Origin of the sequence: Lysinibacillus sp. YS11 (genome assembly GCF_002896375.1) — a bacterium.
Classification (GTDB): domain Bacteria; phylum Bacillota; class Bacilli; order Bacillales_A; family Planococcaceae; genus Lysinibacillus; species Lysinibacillus capsici.
On the sequence record NZ_CP026007.1, the window covers coordinates 308466 to 329596 of the forward strand.

Annotated in this window: 19 protein-coding genes and 2 riboswitches; of the genes, 11 read left to right on the forward strand and 8 right to left on the reverse strand. The window is 36.4% G+C overall.

Features of this window, described 5'->3' with window-relative positions; all coding sequences use genetic code 11:
* Positions 1 to 48: 48 nt before the first annotated feature.
* The 5 genes from LBYS11_RS01480 (at position 49) to LBYS11_RS01500 (ending at position 5990) form a co-directional block, all read left to right on the forward strand.
* Positions 49 to 573 (forward strand): PepSY domain-containing protein, encoded by a 525-nt coding sequence (locus tag LBYS11_RS01480; protein ID WP_103117319.1) that lies wholly within the window; start codon positions 49 to 51, stop codon positions 571 to 573.
* Positions 574 to 787: 214 nt separating this feature from the next.
* A riboswitch (cyclic di-AMP (ydaO/yuaA leader) is annotated at positions 788 to 937 on the forward strand.
* A 118-nt stretch (positions 938 to 1055) separates the two neighbouring features.
* The gene (locus LBYS11_RS01485) at positions 1056 to 2879 is read left to right on the forward strand and encodes an APC family permease (protein ID WP_054548693.1); all 1824 of its coding nucleotides are present in this window, start codon (positions 1056 to 1058) and stop codon (positions 2877 to 2879) included.
* A 164-nt stretch (positions 2880 to 3043) separates the two neighbouring features.
* A riboswitch (purine riboswitch) is annotated at positions 3044 to 3145 on the forward strand.
* Positions 3146 to 3279: 134 nt separating this feature from the next.
* Positions 3280 to 3864 carry a xanthine phosphoribosyltransferase gene (locus tag LBYS11_RS01490; protein ID WP_048391917.1) on the forward strand — a complete coding sequence of 195 codons (585 nt, stop codon included), beginning with the start codon at positions 3280 to 3282 and terminating at the stop codon, positions 3862 to 3864.
* Positions 3864 to 5162, forward strand: a complete 1299-nt coding sequence (locus LBYS11_RS01495; RefSeq protein WP_048391916.1) for a nucleobase:cation symporter-2 family protein — start codon at positions 3864 to 3866, stop codon at positions 5160 to 5162. The genes LBYS11_RS01490 and LBYS11_RS01495 overlap by 1 nt, the downstream gene beginning before the upstream one ends.
* A gap of 306 nt (positions 5163 to 5468) precedes the next feature.
* Positions 5469 to 5990: a DUF2179 domain-containing protein gene (locus LBYS11_RS01500; RefSeq protein ID WP_048391915.1), complete on the forward strand. Its 522-nt coding sequence runs from the start codon at positions 5469 to 5471 to the stop codon at positions 5988 to 5990.
* A 43-nt stretch (positions 5991 to 6033) separates the two neighbouring features.
* On the opposite strand, the gene LBYS11_RS01505 is transcribed toward LBYS11_RS01500, so the two are convergent.
* Positions 6034 to 7320 (reverse strand): DUF2252 domain-containing protein, encoded by a 1287-nt coding sequence (locus LBYS11_RS01505; protein WP_048391913.1) that lies wholly within the window; start codon positions 7318 to 7320, stop codon positions 6034 to 6036.
* Between the two features lie 181 nt (positions 7321 to 7501).
* On the opposite strand from LBYS11_RS01505, the gene LBYS11_RS01510 reads away from it, so the two are divergent.
* Positions 7502 to 8071 carry a YitT family protein gene (locus LBYS11_RS01510; protein ID WP_048391911.1) on the forward strand — a complete coding sequence of 190 codons (570 nt, stop codon included), beginning with the start codon at positions 7502 to 7504 and terminating at the stop codon, positions 8069 to 8071.
* A 33-nt stretch (positions 8072 to 8104) separates the two neighbouring features.
* Here the strand turns inward: LBYS11_RS01510 and LBYS11_RS01515 are convergent, their stop codons facing one another.
* The 4 genes from LBYS11_RS01515 to LBYS11_RS01530 all read right to left on the reverse strand — a co-directional run bounded on the left by LBYS11_RS01515 (position 8105) and on the right by LBYS11_RS01530 (position 12020).
* Positions 8105 to 9001 carry a DMT family transporter gene (locus LBYS11_RS01515; protein ID WP_066038376.1) on the reverse strand — a complete coding sequence of 299 codons (897 nt, stop codon included), beginning with the start codon at positions 8999 to 9001 and terminating at the stop codon, positions 8105 to 8107.
* Positions 9002 to 9104: 103 nt separating this feature from the next.
* Positions 9105 to 10265: a PucR family transcriptional regulator gene (locus tag LBYS11_RS01520; RefSeq protein WP_103117320.1), complete on the reverse strand. Its 1161-nt coding sequence runs from the start codon at positions 10263 to 10265 to the stop codon at positions 9105 to 9107.
* 161 nt (positions 10266 to 10426) lie between these two features.
* Positions 10427 to 11845 carry an amidase gene (locus tag LBYS11_RS01525; RefSeq protein ID WP_103117321.1) on the reverse strand — a complete coding sequence of 473 codons (1419 nt, stop codon included), beginning with the start codon at positions 11843 to 11845 and terminating at the stop codon, positions 10427 to 10429.
* Positions 11835 to 12020, reverse strand: coding sequence for a hypothetical protein (locus LBYS11_RS01530; RefSeq protein ID WP_009373346.1), 186 nt, complete (start codon positions 12018 to 12020; stop codon positions 11835 to 11837). Before LBYS11_RS01530 ends, LBYS11_RS01525 begins: the two co-directional genes overlap by 11 nt.
* Positions 12021 to 12314: 294 nt before the next feature.
* Here LBYS11_RS01530 and LBYS11_RS01535 point away from each other — a divergent pair, with 294 nt between their 5' ends.
* The 3 genes from LBYS11_RS01535 (at position 12315) to LBYS11_RS01550 (ending at position 16290) form a co-directional block, all read left to right on the forward strand.
* Complete coding sequence (locus tag LBYS11_RS01535; RefSeq protein WP_048391903.1) at positions 12315 to 13196, forward strand: EAL domain-containing protein; 882 nt, start codon at positions 12315 to 12317, stop codon at positions 13194 to 13196.
* Complete coding sequence (locus tag LBYS11_RS01540; protein ID WP_103117322.1) at positions 13174 to 14124, forward strand: GGDEF domain-containing protein; 951 nt, start codon at positions 13174 to 13176, stop codon at positions 14122 to 14124. Before LBYS11_RS01535 ends, LBYS11_RS01540 begins: the two co-directional genes overlap by 23 nt.
* 771 nt (positions 14125 to 14895) lie before the next feature.
* A complete protein-coding gene (locus tag LBYS11_RS01550; protein ID WP_004227708.1) occupies positions 14896 to 16290 on the forward strand; it encodes an L-cystine transporter in 1395 nt (464 codons plus the stop codon).
* Positions 16291 to 16337: 47 nt separating this feature from the next.
* Here LBYS11_RS01550 and LBYS11_RS01555 read toward each other — a convergent pair whose 3' ends face one another.
* The 3 genes from LBYS11_RS01555 to LBYS11_RS01565 all read right to left on the reverse strand — a co-directional run bounded on the left by LBYS11_RS01555 (position 16338) and on the right by LBYS11_RS01565 (position 18660).
* Positions 16338 to 16652, reverse strand: a complete 315-nt coding sequence (locus tag LBYS11_RS01555) for a hypothetical protein (protein WP_103117323.1) — start codon at positions 16650 to 16652, stop codon at positions 16338 to 16340.
* A gap of 100 nt (positions 16653 to 16752) precedes the next feature.
* Positions 16753 to 17292, reverse strand: coding sequence for an SLOG family protein (locus LBYS11_RS01560; protein ID WP_369823980.1), 540 nt, complete (start codon positions 17290 to 17292; stop codon positions 16753 to 16755).
* Positions 17293 to 17514: 222 nt separating this feature from the next.
* The gene (locus tag LBYS11_RS01565) at positions 17515 to 18660 is read right to left on the reverse strand and encodes a DUF418 domain-containing protein (RefSeq protein WP_103117325.1); all 1146 of its coding nucleotides are present in this window, start codon (positions 18658 to 18660) and stop codon (positions 17515 to 17517) included.
* Between the two features lie 103 nt (positions 18661 to 18763).
* Between LBYS11_RS01565 and LBYS11_RS01570 the strand changes: the two genes are divergently transcribed.
* Together LBYS11_RS01570 and LBYS11_RS01575 are read left to right on the forward strand one after the other, a co-directional pair.
* On the forward strand, positions 18764 to 19465 hold the full coding sequence (locus LBYS11_RS01570) for a response regulator transcription factor (protein WP_103117326.1): 702 nt from the start codon (positions 18764 to 18766) through the stop codon (positions 19463 to 19465).
* On the forward strand, positions 19462 to 21105 hold the full coding sequence (locus LBYS11_RS01575) for a sensor histidine kinase (protein ID WP_103117327.1): 1644 nt from the start codon (positions 19462 to 19464) through the stop codon (positions 21103 to 21105). The genes LBYS11_RS01570 and LBYS11_RS01575 overlap by 4 nt, the downstream gene beginning before the upstream one ends.
* The last annotated feature ends 26 nt before the right edge of the window (positions 21106 to 21131 follow it).

Sequence of the window (21131 nt, forward strand, 5' to 3'; positions counted from 1 at the left end):
ATCTTCACTTGGTAAGCTAAGTTTAGATAAAACAAAGGAGAGATGAACATGAAAAAAATGATCATGATTCCAGCACTAGTAATTACACTGGGAGTGGGTGCAGCGATTGGCTCGACGACTTTATTATCAGGAAATGCCCAAGAAAAAAAGGTCTTATCCATGCAGGAAATTGAGAAGAAAGCTCTAGCGGTAGTGGATGGTACAGTTGCCAATATCGAATTTGACCAAAATCAGTTTAGCTCTATTTATGAAGTAGAGGTGTATACAGATACAGAAGAATATGATTTAAAATTTGATGCTTATAGTGGAAAATTACTCAAGCAGAAAAAGGAACGTCTAGATGACGATGATTGGGATGATCATATTCCTGCTACGACTACTACAACAAAAATAATTACAAAAGAGCAGGCTATCAAGACAGCCCAAACAAAAGCAAAGGGTAAAGTGACAAAAATTAAGCTTGATGATGGTGTATATGAAATTGAACTGAAAGATGGTCAATATGAATACGAAGTAGATGTGGATGCAGTCTCTGGGAACATTATCGACTTTGAACAAGGCTTTGATGACTAATATAATTGAGCTGTCTTAAAGGTAGAACATACCTTTAAGGCAGTTTTTATTGTTTGTATTATGGGTATTTACTAGGTATTCAGGAAATTTTCTTTAAGAAGCGATTATTTATATGTTCAAAAAAAGCCTATGCTTTTACTCAAAAAACAGAAAAATTTTCTTCTTTACTTTTTCAATTAGCAGGCGTAATATGACATCATTATAAAAGTTTCAAATTTCTAAATCGCTGAAGCAACTAAACGCGGGGGAACCAATTTTGATGGATGGCATAGCCATTCTTGGGGTGAATCTCTTCCTTGTGGAGGAGTAGGGCTACTCAGGCCCGAATCCGACAGCTAACCTCGTAAGCGTTAAGAGCAGAAAAGTGGAGCTTGGCAGACGGATGAGCGTCTACAAGTCTTATTTAGTGATGACTTGTAGGCGTTTTTTGATGTAATTTAGAAAGGCGAAACACATTCTATGAAACTAGAAGGTGTTTATCAATGAAATCCTCATTCAAACGTTATGTAATCGGCAAACCATTAAGATCCGATGCGTTAGGGGAACAAAAGCTCAGTAAAACAAAAGCACTGGCCATATTATCATCAGATGCATTGTCATCAGTAGCCTATGGACCAGAACAAATTTTAATTGTCCTAATGACGGTAGGTACAATGGCGTTTTGGTATTCTTTACCTATTGCCGCTGGAGTGGTTATTCTACTCGTGGCACTGATTTTATCCTATCGTCAAGTTATCTTCGCCTATCCACATGGAGGAGGCGCCTATGTCGTATCACGAGAAAATTTAGGCGTGAATGCAGGTCTTGTTGCAGGGGGTTCTTTGCTTGTTGATTATATTTTAACGGTAGCAGTAAGTGTGTCGGCCGGGACAGATGCCATTACATCTGCATTTCCAAGTCTTCATGCTTATAATGTACCCATTGCTATTATATTTGTGATTTTCTTAACGATTTTAAACTTGCGAGGTGTAACAGAGTCAGCCTCTATCTTGGCGTACCCAGTTTATCTATTTGTAGGCGTTATGCTGTTGCTAATCGGGATTGGGCTCTATAATGTGGCAACTGGACAGGTGCCTGCAGAGCTACATCCAAAGATTGGCACACCAGTGGCAGGGATTAGCCTATTTATTTTATTAAAGGCATTTGCTTCAGGAAGCTCAGCGTTAACAGGAGTAGAGGCTATTTCTAACGCTATACCTAATTTTAGAAATCCTGCCCCGAATAATGCTGCTAAAACGCTTTTAGCAATGGGCGCCATTTTAGCCGTTTTATTCATCGGGATTGTTAGTCTAGCTTATTTTTATGGCGTTGCACCAACAGCAGAAGCAACAGTCGTTTCCCAACTAGCAGAAGCTAGTGTTGGTCGGAATTTTCTTTATTATATTGTCCAGGGGACAACGGCAATGATTTTAGTACTTGCCGCAAACACAGGATATTCAGCATTTCCCTTGCTTGCTGTAAATTTATCGAAGGATGGTTTTATCCCACGAATCTTCCAAATTCGTGGGGACCGTCTTGGCTATTCAAATGGTATTTTAATGCTAGGTATTGCAGCCATTTTTTTAATTATACTTTTTGACGGGGCCACAGAGCATTTAATTCCGCTCTATGCAGTAGGCGTATTTATTCCCTTTACATTAGCGCAAACGGGAATGATGAGAAAATGGTGGCGCGAAAAACCTAAAGGCTGGGTAGCAAAATTTACGATCAATACAATTGGGGCTGCTATCTCTTTCATCGTGGCAATGATGTTTTTTGTGACAAAAATGCCTCAAGTATGGCCAGTGTTTATCTTTTTACCAATTATTATTTTTGTATTCCATCGCATTAAGCAACATTATCAAGCTGTTGGAGAACAGTTAAGATTAAATCATGAGGAACTGGCTACTATTGAGGGGAATGTTTTCATTGTGCCAGTAGCTGGTATAACAAAGGTGGTTGAAAACTCCCTACATTATGCCAAATCACTTAAGGTTGATAAAGTGATAGCCTTTTACGTAGCTTTCGATCAAGCAGATGCAAAAGCTTTTGAAGAGAAGTGGAACGCCTGGCAACCTGATGTACGATTAGTTACCTACTATTCACCATATCGCAGCATTACACAGCCATTAATTAAATTTATTGATAAAGTAGAACATCAATGTACGAAGACAGGTCATAAAGTTACAGTTGTTATCCCTCAATTCTTACCGAAAAAAGGGTGGCATCATATGCTACACAACCAATCGAGTCTTCTCATTCGTACATCACTGTTATTTCACAGAAATGTCGTCATTATGACAGTACCGTTCCATTTATCAAAATAATGCTAGCAAGCTAGAAAATAGTCTGTTATAATCAGTACGTTGATTGAAAACACGAACGTTTACAATTAAAAAGTTCCAGAATACCATTAAATTCCGAAAAATCAAGCTTTTTTTGGTGAGAGATAGTAGCCCTTACCGAATGAAGTGATAAATTGGTTATTCTGATAGTTTCATACAAATCCACTCATATAATAGCGAGAATAGGGCTCGCAAGTTTCTACCGATTTACCGTAAATGAATCGACTATGGGTAGCAATGCTTTTAGAGAACTTCAATTTAATGATGTTTTCTATTCATTTCGACGTTTTTGCGCTGAATGCTTTGCTCCACTCGTAGCAGAATGGAATCAAAGTATTCAGCGTTTTTTTATAATTTTTTACGAAAGAAGGATATGAAAGAAATGAAGTTATTACAAGACAAAATTATGCAAGAGGGTAAAGTATTATCTTCATCCGTATTAAAGGTTGATTCATTTTTAAACCATCAAATTGATCCGATGCTAATGAAGGAAATTGGTCATGAATTTGCAAATCGTTTCTCTGATCAAGTGATTACAAAGATTTTAACAATAGAATCTTCAGGTATTGCCCCATCCGTGATGTTAGGCTTAGAAATTGGCGCGCCTGTCGTGTTTGCTCGTAAACGTAAATCATTAACTCTTTCAGATAACCTTTATTCTTCAAAGGTACATTCATTCACAAAAAATGAAACAAATGAGATCTCTGTCTCACGTAATTTCTTAAGCGAAGATGACAATATTTTAATCGTAGATGATTTCTTAGCTAATGGTGAGGCTGTCAAAGGCTTACTTGATATTGCTGCACAAGCGGGTGCGAATGTTGTAGGAGTTGGAATTGTTATTGAAAAGGGCTTCCAAGATGGCGGAAAACTATTGCGTGAGCAAGGTGTTCGCGTTGAGTCATTAGCAATAGTAGATTCTCTTGAAGATGGTAAAGTAACATTTGCTACGGAGGCTCGCGCGTAATGAATACCTTTAAATCGACTGCGCTAGCGATTCAACATTTACTTGCAATGTATGCTGGAGCCATCTTAGTGCCACTGATTATCGGTGGGGCAATTGGCTTCGATTCAACACAAATGACGTATTTAGTAGCGATTGATATTATGATGTGCGGGATCGCTACACTTTTACAGGTTTATTCAGGTAAATTCATTGGTATTGGCTTACCTGTAGTACTTGGCTGTACATTCACAGCGGTAAGTCCAATTATTGCGATTGGTACAAACCCAGAGCAGGGTATTACGGACATTTATGGTTCTATTATTGCCTCTGGTGTAATTGTAATGATAATTGCGGGCTTCTTCGGCAAGCTTGTGAAATTCTTCCCACCAGTCGTAACAGGATCAGTTGTTTCAATTATCGGTATTTCCTTATTACCAGTAGCATTAAACAATATGGCAGGTGGACAAGGTGCTGAGGATTTTGCCTCTGCTTCTAATGTAGCTTTAGCCTTTATTACATTGGTTATCATTTTAGTCGTTTATCGCTTTTCTACGGGCTTTGTTCGTGCTATTTCAATTTTAATAGGATTAGTAGTAGGTACTGTTTTAGGTGCTTTCATGGACAAGGTGGATTTCACCCCAGTTGCAGATGCTAATGTATTTCACATGGTACAACCTTTCTACTTTGGCATGCCAACATTTGATGTAACGGCGATTATTACCATGACACTTGTAGCAATGGTATCTTTAGTAGAATCATCTGGTGTCTATTTTGCGCTAAGTGATATTTGTAATAAAAAAATAGATTCAAAAGATTTGGCTCGTGGCTACCGTTCAGAAGGTCTAGCTTCAGTAATCGGTGGTATTTTCAATGCCTTCCCATACACAACATTCTCACAAAACGTGGGACTAACTCGTATGTCAGGCGTTAAGGACCGTAAAGTCATTTACATCACAGGTGGTCTACTTGTAGCATTAGGCTTCCTACCAAAAATCGCAGCATTAACAACAATTATTCCAACGTCTGTACTAGGTGCGGCAATGCTTGCGATGTTCGGTATGGTGATTACACAAGGTATGGGAATGCTTGTACCTGTTATGAATGAATCAGCGGAAAACGCAATGATTGCAGCGATTGCAGTAAGTTTAGGTGTCGGTGTATCCGTTGTTCCTGGCATTTTTGATGCACTGCCAACAAGCGTTTCAATCTTAACGTCAAATGGTATTGTTTGTGGTTCAGTCACAGCGATTATCCTAAATATTTTATTCAACATGATTGGGCCTAAGCATAAAAAAGACCCGATGCACGGGGAAGTATAAAAAGATAATTAAATAACATTCATCTAAATATTTTACATATTTTGATGAAAAGAAAGTGATACCTACTTTTATCTATTGATTTAGATTTGAGGAGGTGTCACTTTTTTGTTGTTATGGATTGTATGTTTTAAACTATAGATTATGATTTTAGTTAAAATTTGTTCCGTTAAAATAACTTTAGACTGTCATAAGGAATGTTTAACATTAGACTAAAAGGGAATTTAAAATAGAGTTGTTGAAATCGCATGTAACTCTCTCTTTCAACATATACTTATATAAAACTACTCTCAGAAAGGTCTAGCACAAATGCAAAGTATTGTTTTAATTTTAATCCTACAATTAGTATATGTACCTTTTTTAACATTACGAACAATATTTTTGGTAAAGAATATCACATTCCTTGCAGCGATATTTGGTATGCTGGAGATGTTGGTGTATGTATTTGGCCTTTCACTCGTTTTCAGTGGGAAGCAAAGTATGTTATCTATGGTTGTCTATGCAGTTGGGTTTGGATTAGGTATATTTTTAGGAGCAAAAATAGAACGAAAGCTAGCGATAGGCTATGTTTATACAACCATTAATACGCAAAATAAAAATGAAGAGCTTGTGAAATTTCTTCGCCACGAAGGGTTTGCAGTCACGATTTATATAGGAGAAGGGCGAGATAGTAACCGCTATAAATATGAGATCTTAACGAAGAGGAATCGTGAAGGAGAGCTCTTTCAAATAGTAGAGCAATTTGAGCCGAATGCGTTTATTATCTCGTATGAGCCTAAATCATTTAAGGGCGGCTTTTTACTTGCTCGTATGAAGGCCAAGCAAAAATAATATTCAATATGAGAGGACCTTCGCTAAAAGCGAAGGTCCCTTTTTACATTTTTGTTTCAACCCAGTTTTTGAATAAGTCATAATCTGTATAGACGGTTTCTTTGTAACTCATTGCTTGTAAAATTGTATGTTCTATAAATACATTCCGTTCTTTACCGATTGCTTTTAAAATCTCCTCCTCGCTGTGATAGGTAAAAACATGAGAATAATCGATGTCAGCTCGTGCATGTATTTTAGCGGCAATTTTCCCCATAAGTGATGTTGTTGTAAAGTAATCCTCTACATCCTTATAGTTTTTAGGCTTAATCTTCTTTTTATAAGGAGAACGTTCTCGAATATAAAATTCCTGACCATTCATTGTAATAAAGGCTAAATGTGGATCCTCTAAGTGGTGCATGGCTTTTTGAGTTCCAACTACTCGTGCTCCTTGGTGCTCATAATGAGCCCAAAATAGATCCTGATAGGGAAGAAAGTAGGCAGGAATGGCTGTGCGTACTTCTTTCATTTCTAACACTAAATTTTCAACCCATGATGCACCCTTTTCATCTTCCACTAAAATATAGTAACGTTTTAAACCGATTGAAGCTGTACCAGATCCATATTTATAAGCTATGTCCCTAATTTTATATGTAGAAAGTGCGTTTGAAATGGCACTGTATTCCTCAGCAGTGACTGGTTGAATTTCTTCATTCCATAAGAAAGCGCGCTCGCCGTCTTCATTGAGATACGTAATATCCTGTAAAAAATAGGATCGTTGGCGTTTCTCAAGCTTTTTCAATAACCTCTTTGCGGGTCCTTTGGTATTGTTCTTTGTGAAAATGAGTGTTAGAGGATCATCCTGTTTACGCTCAAATCGTTTTAGTTGATTGATATAACTATTAAGAAAATGTTGAATAGCCGTTTCTTGTGTTGTCTTATGTAAGCCTTGTTCTTCTAAATAAAGTGCAATACTAATACTCATACGAATAATATCGTATAAATATGAACCGACATAGCCCTCATCGAAATCATTGACATCAAAAACAATGGAGCCAGCTTCATTTTGAAAAGCACCGAAGTTATCCATATGCATGTCACCTTGAATCCAAGTCGGTTTTCTATCAGGAGTATGGAAGATTGAAGCGGATTTTGTCATATCAAAATAAAAGAGATAGGCACTTCCACGGAAAAAGCGAAAAGGACTTTCAAGCATTTTACGGTATTTCTCCAAGCGCTGTACCTCTGTTAAGCGCATTCGTTGACCATCAAACTCTTCAAAGATTGTTTCCAATTGTTCTTGTCTTAAAAAAGTTCTAGTATGTTTAACTTGTTCCAATAAAGCATGCTCCATATCATAATCCCCTTTGTTAATTTAAAATTTATCTGTATATACGGAAATAAATTGAATAAGTTTCGAAGAAATTTAGCAAATGCACTCGATAAAAATGGCTAATCATCTAAGGTTATTTCATAACATGTTCAATAACCTATTTTCATACTATAAGACATGCATAGACACGGAGGGGGGTTGTATGTATTTCTTTACAAAAAGTCTAGTCATTATAATAGGAAGTATTTCATTGTCGTTAGGAATAAACTTATTTTTAACGCCCTATGAAATTTTAGATGGGGGAGTAGTAGGGTTAGCGCTAATATTACATTATTTATATAAGCTCCAAATTGGTTTAATGATTATTATCATTAGTATTCCAATTTTTATTATTGCGTGGTTTAAATATAAAACCTATTTTTACAATAGTATACATGGCTTACTAACGTCTTCCTTCATTATCGATTTTTTAAAGCCTGTCCGCAATCTTGTGCAAATTGATGCGCTCTATAGTGCCATTCTTGGAGGAATACTTGTAGGCTTTGGTATTGGTCTAATGCTGCGATTTCAGACAAGCACAGGGGGGACTGACTTGATAGCACAATTTATCTGTGATAAAACGGGTATCAATGTTGGGATATTAATATTTTTTATTGATTCCATCGTGATTGTTATAGGTGGCTTTCTCCTATCAACCTCGACCTTGCTATTATCTATAATTACAGTGCTAGTTGTGGGGATTACGACAAGCATTATTACTAGTCGAGTTTAATAAACATAAAAAAAGTTCCAGTATAAACTGAAACTATTTGGGGGTCTGATTATCGAGTGCTTTCATTAGCTTCTTTTTTGGATGTGCGGGTTTCACTTCGGCAATTAGTATAGCTAGTAAAATAAGGACGGCACCAACGACCATACGGCTTGTTAGCATTTCATGCAAGAAGATAACGGATAAAACCATGCCGAAAAAAGATTCCGTTGATAGTATAATCGCAGCCTTTGTGGCAGTTGTATATTGATTGGCCACATTCTGGAAAAGATAAGCTATTGTCGTAGAAAAAATCCCTAAATAAACAAGCGAGTAAATTGCCTCTTTTTCAAGCGACGTAGGAATTTCACCTTGACTAATGACAACGAGAACACCTATAAAGGATGCTGTGAGAAACTGAATAATAGTTAGAGCAATGGCATCTTCTTTTTGAACAAAAAGGTTTGTACAAAAGATATCAAAGGCAAAAGCAACAGCACAAGCTAATGATAGGGCATCACCTATATTCATTGTCAATGAGCCTTGTAATGATAAAAAGCCAATGCCCACAATTGCCATTATCGAACCAATGATTTCGTAGCCATCGATACGCCGTTTATAAACGGCATATGCTATTAAAGGAACAATAATGACATTAACTGCGGTTAAAAAGGCATTTTTAGAGGGTGTTGTATATTGCAGTCCGACTGTTTGAAGGGCAAACGCTATATACAAAATCGTACCTAATAAAGCTCCCTTCCAAATTACTGATCTCGAAGCCTTTTTTAAGCGGGCGCCAAATAAAACGGTTAATATGATTGAAGCTAATAAAAATCTACCAGCCATTACTTGATATGCTGTTAAATATTCTAGAGCAATGGCCGTTACAACAAATCCACTACCCCACACGATTGCAGTAACTAATAACATGCCATCAGCTATGTAAGTTTTCATGTGTTCTTCCTCCTAACTTCAATAGAATAGCATAAGAGAGAAGAAAAGAATTTGATTTTATTTCTAAATATTCAGGCGTTTTTTTGTACTTATTCCAAAGCGATTAGTCACTGGTCATTTTGCTATGTAATAAGTACAATTTAACGGCTGTAGCTAGGCGTTCATAAAAAACATAATCATTATCTATGGGTGCTACTAGCTGACGTATTTTAGCCATACGATAGCGAATTGTATTTGGATGACAGAATTGTGCTACAGCAACTTCCTTAATATTTCCTTTTTTAATGATATAAGTTATGGCGGTCTCCATTAAGTCTGGATCAGCCTTATCATCAAGTAGAGGGGCTAAAAAGGAGCTAACATAGTCCATAGCGAATGTTGCATCTTTACGGTATAACTCGATTAATAAACAATCAGACGCGAGATTCTTATAATGACAGCTAGGGAGCATATCGATTTCAGCGAAAATATTGGCAAAAAAAGCTTCGCGTAATGCCATTGGGAATCCAGTTTGGGTATCATTACAACTGCTATAGCCGAAAGTGATTGTATCAGTGGGTATGGCATATAATGCTAGCCATTCATGTAAAACCCTTTCAAATTGGAATTGCTGAGATGGATGTGTCATGATGATAAATAGACTTTTTTTATAAGAACAAATCATACCCGATTTTAATAGTGGCTCCAACGAGTAAAAGGGCTGCATCCAGTTCGGATGGATTGTGTCACCAGCTCGTAAATTTGCTATAAATACATATTTTTCAAAGGGCTTATTGAGCTGTTGTAAAATGGATTTGATTTGCTCCTGTGTTACATCTTCCTCCACTAACCTTCGTAAAATCGTTTCTATAAAATAGGAATAATCCTGTGTCTTAGCATAAGCCATCGTTTCTAAAATGATTTTTTCAAAAAACTCATCTCCACCAAAGCGCAATATAGGGAAATTATGCTGCTCTGCATACGACAAAACTTCTTCAGGTAATTCCTTAAAAATAACAGGCTTATAAGCTAAAGCACTAGCCCCAAGCTCAATTAGATTTTTAACAGCATTGAATAAATACTCAGGCTTTTGCTTAGCAAATAATAAACTACTTAACACAACACTGTTTGGTGTAAAGATAGTATCTCTGACATGGTGGATGTCAGGTGAAAATTCAAAGTCTAATATTTCTACATTTTGAACAGCTTTATTTAAGCCGTTGTGACCCGCTATAACAGTGAAGTCTTTGGTAATAGGTAGTTGTAAAAATTTCTCTACATTCATGAGTGGATCATTGCCTTTCCTGTAGTAAGCTTCTAGTTTCTATTATAAAATTACTTGTTCATAAAAAACCATTAGTATGAATGCTAGCAGGTTTCCCCCACAAAAAAATCTGCTCATTCAGTGGTATACCGTGAAGTGAGCAGATTTCTAGTGCTTATCGTTTAGATATTAGCAAAAATATTTGGTTTTCTATTTCTCTGTGGATTTGCTTGCTCAACAGCATAGCCTACATTTAAAATGCGTCCTTCTTTAAAGGCTGGGCCAATAATTTGTAGACCTATTGGTAAGTTTCCTTTAAAGCCACAAGGAACCGAGAGGGCAGGTAAGCCTGTTAAGTTACTAGGGCCTGTAAAGCGGATAATATTATCAATTAAATCTACCTTTTTACCGTTTAACTCTGCAAAATCATCCCCAATTGTACTAGCTACAACAGGTAGGGTAGGGGAAATGAGCACATCTACCTTATTAAAAATCTCTGTAAACTCCTGCTTTATTTGACGACGTACCTGCTGAGCCTGCAAGTAATCGACTGCAGAAGGCAATTCACCAAGCTCAAATAGCAGACGAATATCGTCACCAAAATCTTGTGGTCTCTTTTGTAAATCTGAATGGTGTATAGCTGCTGCCTCTGAAAGAGACGTCACAAGCTCTGCCCATTCTGCATATTGTAGGGAAGGAATACGCACCACTTCTACTTTAGCGCCTGAATCCACTAAGCTTTGAATACTTGCTCTAACAGCCTTCTCTACATCAGCATCAACATTATTAAAGAAATATTCTTCATTGATACCAATCACTAGATCTTTGATCTTACCAGTAAGCTGCTTCTCATAGTTGTCTACTGGAACATTCACGCAAGTAGGGTCTCGATGATCAAAACCAGCAATGACTTCGAGCAAGCCCGCTGCATCCTTAACTGTCTTTGTCATCGGACCAATATGGTCTAAGCTCCATGCTAGCGGGTAGCAGCCGTATTTACTTACACGACCGTGTGTAGGTTTTAAACCTACAATGCCGCAAGCAGAAGATGGAATTCGAATAGAGCCTGCTGTATCTGTCCCTAGTGAAGCAACACTTGCTCCAGCTGCAACAGCCGCACCAGAGCCTCCACTTGAACCACCAGGAATTTTATCTAAGTCCCATGGGTTACGAACAGGGCCGTAATGAGGGTTGTTATTTGTAATTCCCCATGCATATTCATGCATACTTAATTTCCCAGTGAAAATAACACCAGCATCACGTAGCTTTTCAACCACTGTCGCATCATAATCAGAAACGAAGTCCTTATGAATTTTTGAGGACATCGTTGTTATTTTATCTTTAAAATACAAGTTGTCCTTTAAGGCCATAGGTATCCCATGATACATACCCTTATAATGACCATGGAGAATCTCCTGTTCAACTTCTTTTGCCCTTGCTAAGGCTTCTTCCCGATAAAAAGCCATATAGGAATTAATTTTAGGCTGACTTTCCTCAGCAAAATCTAAAATAGCTTTCGTTAATTCCACGGGAGATAGCGACTTTGATGCAAGTAAAGGTGCCAACTCTTCAACAGATTTTAAATGTAAATCAGTTGTCAATGTGATCACCTCCAGGAATACTACGTACGGCGATGTCTGCATCATCGATCGCAATACCTTCTAAATTGCTGCGAAGTGACTGCATACCTTCCCAGCGTGTTTTTAATAGTTCAAGGTGTTCAGGTTTCGGTGTAATTCCTTTGTTCTCCAATAATTGTTGAATAGACAAGCTCATTAACAGGATCCTCCCTTGAATAATTTTTATCTAAATAGGTATCCCTATTAAGACCAATACAGTAAAAACACAAAAAATATAATAGGTAATATAAACCTATTATTACAATCATACACTAATATCATTTTATATCAAATAAATTATTTGTAATAGTTTTAATATTGTGAAATATTAACTAGAAAAGAGTTTTGTTAAAACCTATTGCTGGAACTTGCTCTTTTTACATTCGATTCACAGTCTGTTTACAATCAAAGCGTACAATGAACCATAATAACCAATTGAAGAGGTGCAGGGATGGAGTCTGTAGTGGGACAAAGTATAAAAACAAGTAATATATTTTCTTTTTTTAAATATTTATATGGTCAGCATCAAAGTAGTTCGTTATATATGAAACGTTTAAAGGCATTGAAACAAATTATTCAACATAACGATTTACATACATACTTTCAACCTATTGTAGATTTACAGTCACAGCAAACAATAGGATTTGAAGCCTTAAATCGACCATTACCCTCAACATTATTTAACAGTGTGGACCAGTTTTACGAGTTTGTAGGACAAACAGATTGCGTTTTTTTATTTGAATGTTTTTGTAGAAATCTTTCCTTGAAACGTTTCAAGGAACGTTTACACAAAGACTTGGTGAATAAAAACTTTTTAGTGTTCCTTAATATACATCCGAATGTTTTATTAGATAAAAAATATCACAGTGGCGAAACACTACAATTATTGAAGGAGCTTGGAATCAAACCTCAGCAAGTGGTTTTTGAACTAACTGAGCGAAGTGCAGTAATAGATTTTGTGGAGTTTGAACGTGTATTATCGCATTATCGATCACAGGGCTATCGCATTGCCGTAGATGATGTAGGATCAGGTTATAATAGTTTAAAAACGCTCATCTATTTAAAGCCGGAATTTATTAAGCTAGACCGTTCATTAATTCAATTCATAGACCAAAATAGTGAACAACAGCAGCTCGTCACATTGTTAATGAAATATGCTGAACAAGCCAATACTAAAATCATCGCTGAAGGGATTGAAAGACAAGAAGAGCTTGATTATCTCCATCATATTGGCATTCATTATGCACAGGGATATGCGATAGGAAAGCCTGCAAAGGAAATATATATGGGGAAAATAAGGGTGGGTGACCATGAAGATAGGGGAAGTCATTGAGAAAGTTCCATGTATTGATGAATTTGTGAAAAACAAAGAAGTAGATGTACTTTTTACAAGTAATCCATCGTTGCGTAGCGTTGTTGTTGTGCGTGATGAAAAACCAATTGGACATATTACACGCACACATTTCTATCAAAAAATCGGTACTCGATATGGCTATCATTTATTAATGGAACGTCAAAATCAGCTGATGATAAAGAAAAATCCTTTAATCGTTGATCGTAATACACCAATCACAGAGGTTAGTACATTAGCTATGGCTAGACCTCCAGAGGATTTATATGATGATGTCATTGTCACGAAAAACAATCTTTATTATGGCATGGTTAGTATTCGAGAGTTATTGTTAAAGCTTGTTGATACACAAGTTGCCATTGCAAGTTTCCTGAATCCATTAAGTAGTCTTCCAGGCAATAAATTAATCGATGAAAAATTAGAAGAAGCATTACAGCTATCGCAATATAGTTTAATCTATTTTGATTTAGATCACTTTAAATCCTACAATGACACATATGGCTTTAATAAAGGCGATAAAATTTTACGGTATTTAACAGAAATACTAAAAAGACATATCTGCGGCGTAGAGGATTTTTTAGGACATATTGGAGGAGATGATTTTGTAGCCATTCTATCTTATTACGAGGTAGAAAAGATGTGTCAAAAAATTATTGATGACTTTGATGCCAACATACTTAGTTTTTACGAGTTAGAGGATCTAGCATATGTTCAGGTGGCTAATAGATCTGGCGAACTGGAACCTTTAACATGCACATCTTTATCTATTGCCGTTATTACGAATGAATATCAGTATTTTGACTCTGTGGAACAATTATCCAATGCGGTAACACATGTAAAAAAGCAGTGTAAAAAAGTAGCTGGTAGTTGTTACCTCATTAATAAACAACAAAATTATTTTGTTCATTAGCAAACTATGTTAGATTTGTGGAACTAATATGTAAAATATATGAAAATTTAAATAAAATTGATATATATTTTGGTTACAGGAGGTTTAGATGGATTCAAGAAAACTGCACATTTGGCAACCTGTCACTTGCTTAAAAAGAGCCCAAATCGTTAATGCCACATTGAATTATACAGATTGAGGACTATGCTTAACATTAATAGATCGAAACAATGCAATAAGATGTCACCTATTCAAGATTATGTTTGTTCTTTTCGCTATACTGGAGAAATCCCATGATCTGATTTAGTAGACATGGTCACTAAAGCCATGACCAAGAACAATCTAAAAATTCTTCAGCAGAATGGTTTGATCAACTCCAGTGGATTGGAAGCAAAGAAATTCCTACCGTAGAACATCATATCTACTGCTATAATGACGGTGTGTTTGACATCATTAGTGACTACGAACCAAGATTTGTAATTAGAAATAATGCTTAAAAGGCTGCCCCTGCACTGTTAAAAACTAACAGTATAGGGGCAGTTACTCATTTGTCACCAAATGTAGTGGCATTGATTAAACTAGCTATACATTTACAAACATTTTTTATGAGCTTTTCCATGATTAATCCTTTGCCAGAGGATGATTGTTACGCCATTTTTCGGGGTATAATCCTTAGCAAGAAAGCATTTTGTTATAGGAATTTATTAATCTTAATAAAACATACTTGAATTATAGGGATTATGGGTATATAATTCGATTACATTATTATAAAACATCTTAGGAGGCATTCCATTGTCGAATTTACAAATCATTCTTAACGTAGCAGTGTTACTTGTGTTCGTTGGAATTTTATATGTTATGAATAAAAAGCACGTTAAGTTTTCTAATCGTGTTTTTGCCGGTTTAGGCTTAGGGATTGTACTTGGTCTTGGACTTCATTTTATTTATGGTCTCGATTCTGAAGTATTAGCCAAAACAACATCTTGGTACAATATTATCGGTACTGGGTATGTGAAACTGCTCCAAATGGTAGCAATGCCATTAGTATTTATCTCCATTTTAATTGCATTTACTAAAATGAAGATTGGTAAAAATTTCGGAAAAATGGCAGCACTTATTTTAGCCATTTTAATCGGTACAACAGCCGTTTCGGCAGCTGTAGGTATTCTTTCTGCAACAGTCTTTGATTTAGATGCAACACAAATTTTACAAGGTGACGCAGAAACTGCACGTGGTCAATACCTTGAAGAAAAAACAACGGGCTTAGCAGCTCCTGATTTACCAACACAAATTATTGAGTTATTCCCAGCAAATCCGTTCCTTGATTTAACGGGTGCTCGTTCTACTTCAACGATTGCGGTTGTAATTTTCTCAGCATTCCTTGGTTTTGCTTATTTACGTGTGGCACGTAAGGATGAGGGAACAGCAGCTACAATTAAAAAAGGCTTGGATGCCATCTATGCCCTTGTTATGGGTGTTGTAACAATTGTATTACGCTTAACGCCATATGGAATTCTAGCGATTATGGCTCGTACGGTAGCAACATCTGATTTTGGAGCTATCTATAATTTAGGTAAGTTTGTTATTGCTTCTTATGTAGCTCTATTTATTGTTTTAATCGTACACTTATTAATCATTACATTAAGTGGTTTAAATCCATTTACGTATTTGAAAAAATCGGCAGAAACATTATTATTCGCCTTTACATCACGTTCTAGTGCTGGTACTTTACCGATGAATATTAAAACGCAAACAGGTCGTCTTGGAGTATCTGAGGGGATTGCAAACTTCTCAGGCTCATTCGGATTATCAATCGGTCAAAATGGTTGTGCAGGTGTATATCCTGCGATGTTAGCCATTATGATTGCACCAACAGTCGGCATTAATCCACTTGACCCTGTGTTCATTATTACAGTTATTGCAGTAGTAGCAGTTAGCTCATTTGGTGTAGCTGGTGTTGGTGGTGGTGCAACATTTGCAGCTATCCTTGTATTATCAGCACTTGATTTACCAATTGCTCTAGCAGGTGTATTAATCTCTGTTGAGCCTTTAATTGATATGGGTCGTACAGCGTTAAATGTAAGTGGTTCAATGACTGCTGGTGTTACAACAGCGCGTATTACTAAAGAATTAGATACAGAAATGTATAATAATAAAGAATTAGGTGCTCAAGTAGCAGACCTATAAGATCAAAAAAGCCCCGTTAAAGTTTTAACTTTAACGGGGCTTCAGCTTTATACGATTTTTACATAAAAATCTTTACCATTGATTAATTCGGATATCTCAATATTATAATTTTGTTTATAGTACTCATAAATATTGTAGGCTAAACCGGAGTGTCCATTCAAATAGGTTCCCTTTTTAAACTCTTTACGTGGATTATGGAAATCAAAATATAAGCGTGAATCATGACTCATTGTATTTAAAATAGCAAGAAATTCTTGTTCTTCAATATGAATTCCCCGTGTATACCGACATTCTCTACGATACGTATCATGTGACACATTTACGGGAGAAGCTTCAAGAATCATTTCAATATGTTTATTCAAATGATGACAGCTCCTTTCAAATTATAGGTAAAAACCATAAGAACAATCAGCTTTTATTACTTCTAGTATATAATTGTCAGAAAATTATATCAATATTTTTCTACCAGTTTTGCTGTTGAATTTCCTCAGCTATTAATTGTAAGTCATAGGCAGTTACTGTTAAAAGATTATAATCATGGGACTCCATATATTTTTCTGCAAGCCGTTTGATATATTTGGGTGAACCCTCATTTTCTTCATCATAAATTAATAAAAGTCCATCTGTATTTTGGATAATAAATTTGTCTTTCTCAATAAATTGCCAAGGAGCTTCATAGGGTTTTTTGGTCACGCTTGTGACAAAATCAGCTTGGGCAATTAATGCTTGATACTTTTCTTTTTTATGATCTTGCCAATTTTTCTCTTGCTCTAAAAAAGGTGTGATCACGGCGTATTTTAAAAGTGGGAATTCTTTTTTTAACATTAAAACAACTTCAGCACTCCAAGTTTCTACGCCCTGCTGACCGCTGATAATAACCCATTCGAGTCCTTCATCAAGCAGTGTACGTAGATGAGCTTCCAGTGCTTTCTTTATGATGACAATACCAGGATGTTTATCATTAAAGATACCAAGCTCATGTGGTTTATAGCCAGCAATCATAATACGATGTAACAACAAAATACCCCCTAGGCTGTATAGTTGTAATACTAGTATACAGCAAGGAGGCAAATGAAATCGATATTGTCTATGAAAAGGCAAATAGTGTTAAAATTACTGCTACAGCTGCACAAATGCCTAAAAACCACCATGAGTCTGTAAAGTCTTCTTTTGTGTCACTATTCATAAAAAATATTCCTTTCTAATTTGCTTGTTTGAGGGGTTTTATTTTACTTGACCAGTCCAAGACCAATTTGTCCATATTCGTAAAATTGTTTCAAATGGACCACGTTTAAATTTCTTTAAATAGGCAAGGCTGAAAACACATTGCAGGCTATAAACAACAATTCCGAAAAGGATTCCGCCAAAGACCCCTAATTTGCCATATAAGCCAAGGCCATAGCCATAAAAAACAGTTGTACAAATGATGGTTTGTAGTAAATAATTGGTTAGTGATAGTTTGCCAACGCTCTCAAATGCAGGAGCCAGTAGTTGAACGGGACGGGTGTTATAAATGTATGCTGCGAGGCAAACATAGCCAATCGCTAATAACTGGGAGCCGCCCATTAATAAAATAGAAGAAAATGCACTTTTACTTTCTATAAAACTTACACTTTTACATACGAGTCCTATAGGTACAAGGAGAGCACCTAGCTTATACCATTTCATTTCCTTATGCATCTCCACGAAGGCTTGCTTCTTAGCAAGCGCCATCCCAAACAGGAATAGTGGTGCGTAGAACATAGGTGCAAAAATTAATATAATGAAAATAAATGAAGAATCATCCATTCCTGGTACTTCGGCATTAGCTCTAAAATCAAAAATTTCTAAGTAGCTGCCGTTAGCGTAAACATCATCCGCTTGCTCGATGTATGTGTCTATCTCTTTTTGTTCTTTTTTAGACGTTTCCATAGAGCCGTATGTTAACGCCGTAGTTAGTACAAATAGGATACCAGCCCAAATAAATAAAGTTTTTGGTTTACGATTAATAAATGGGATTAAAAATAACATCATACAGCCATAAGAAAATAGAATATCGCCTTCCCACAATAAAATAGAATGTAATAAGCCAAGGGCAATTAATCCTGTTGCACGACGTAAAATAGACCAACGGCTTTTATTCTTTTTTCTGCGGATGGATTCAATTAATTTAATAAGTGAGAAGCCGAATAAAATAGTGAAGATGGGCATAAACGAGCCTTCAATCACAACTTTTACAAAATATAAAGCCCCGTTATCTAAGGTAGAAAGATTTTTTAATTCATCTTTGCCATACATCCCGAATTGGAAGATTAGCAAATTTGCCATTAAGATGCCAAATAAACTAAATCCACGCATTGTATCAATGAAAGTAACACGATTAGTTGTCATTGCGTTTTATCTCCTTAATTGGTTATCTTATACATATAATAAATAGGGAAGCTTATGGTGAAATAATGACTACCTTAAAGTAATCTTAAAAGTAGGTGAGGAAATGCAGGAAGCATCAATTTTAGTGTTAGAGGATGAATGTGCCATTGCTGAAATGATTGAAATCATTTTAAGAAAAGAAGGAATTAACAATATTACCTTATGTAATACAATTGAAGAAGCAAAAGATGAAATGAATACTAAAACATTTGATTTTTATCTATTAGATATCATGCTACCAGATGGAAGTGGGCTGGATATTGCGAATAGTATTCGAGAAAAAAGTGATGCCCCTATTTTTTATTTAACCGCAAAAAGTAGTGATGCAGATAAGCTTCGTGGTTTTATGAATGGTGCAGATGATTATATTACAAAACCATTTAACCCCTTAGAGCTTGTAGCACGAGTAAAGGTGCAGCTAGTCCGTTATATGAAGAAAAAAGGTGTACCAGAAAATCACATATTTACTTGCAGCCGTTTTACATTTGACATTGATGCAGCAGAAATTGAGGTAGACGGTGTAAAGGAAATAATCAGTGGTCGCTTGTTTCATTTATTAAAATATTTATGTGACAATGCAGGGCAAGTGTTATCAAAAGAGCAAATATACGAACGTGTATGGGGTGATTGTTTATTTGATGATAATACAGTGATGGTACATATAAGAAAGCTGCGAGAAAAAATAGAAAAAAATCCTGGAAAACCGACATGCATTATTACTGTCAGAGGCATTGGCTATAAGCTTGTTGGGGACATTTCTTCATGAAGCCTGCTGGAAAATTAACACTCCGCTTTGTTTCGTATTTCATCATATTCTATCTACTGATCATTTCAGGTTTTATTATGAGTTTGGTGTTTTTTGCTATTTTTATCAATGACCGTGTTGGTGACAACATTCATGTGATGAGCTCCTTTGAAATCGAAGATGATGCAGTTGTAGAGCAAGGGAAGACAGTTAAAATTGCTGATTATTTAGTGAAGAGAGCTGAAGAAAATGTTGGACAGCTTTATTTATTTGATCCAACCATGAAGATTGTTGATTATACAGGAGATACATGTGGTCTATGTGGAAAGTCAGATAGTGAAATATTGGCATTGCAGCAACCAGGCATGCATACATGGGAATTGCCAAATTACTACTTATTATTTCTTCCAACTACTCCTGTGCAACCACTTTTTGAGGATGCGCTTGAAAACTGGACAGCGACAGGGGACATTTCAGCTGTAACACGGCAACGTCTAAAAGAAAATAAAGCTAGTGTTGAAATTTATGACGAGCAATGGAATCGGATTGAGGTCATAGGCGAACGTTATGAGAAGCTAAATAAGCCACAATTACTAGAGGAAAAATACGATATTTTCGAGCATGCGGAGCTGAAGCAAAGTACAGCCTTATCCAATGATAGGACATTTGTTGTAAGAATGCCTAATCCATCGTATAAGCCATTTGAAGAGCCTTTTAATAAGGCAATGGTACTGTTTGTTTCTATCTTCTTTGGGGGACATATTATTTTGCTGTTGGGCGTTATTTTCTTATCTATTAGTATTTCACGTCAATTCGTGCGACCACTTGTCTATGTGATATCGCGCATTGAGCGACTTACCCAATTCGATTACAGTGAGATTAGTGACAAAAAAATCCATCATAAAAAGACAGGTAAGTTGAAAAGAAAATTTAAACTGTTCCAACCTGTAGAAGAGTCACTCAATCACTTATCAGAGCGACTTGATTCAAATGAAAGGCAAATCAAGCATGCAGAGCAATTACGGGAGGAGTGGATAACAGGTTTATCGCATGATTTAAAGACCCCGTTAAGCTCAATTTACGGTTATTCAACGATGCTGGCATCGGAGGATTATGAGTGGACAAAGGATGAGATGCGGATTTTTGCACAGACCATGCAGGAAAAGGCAACCTATATGGATGCACTTATTCAGGATTTGACGTATACGTATCAATTAAAAAATAAAGCCATACAGCTAGAGAAAGTGGTACTGCCGCTAGCAACATGGCTACCACAATTTGCAGACGAACAGGTGTGTGTGAAGGTGTATGGTGAAGTGTTGTTACAAGCGGATGAGCTTTTACTCAAGCGAATAATGGATAATTTAATTACCAATGCGAAAAAATATACTCCTGAAGGCACGAAGGTAATTGTGGAAGCACAACATACTGGTAAAGAAGTAATGCTTACCATTGCTGATCAAGGACCCGGTATTCCACAGGAGGAGCTCGATAATCTATTCGAACGCTATTATCGAGGTACGAATACAACAGACGATATAACAGGAACAGGGCTAGGACTAGCCATAACGAAGCAGCTCATTGATTTACACAATGGCACAATTAGTGTCCGTTCAGGTCAGGATGGGACAATCTTTGTGCTAATATTTCAATGTCATTAAGGTGAATCTCTGAGCTTTCTTAAGAC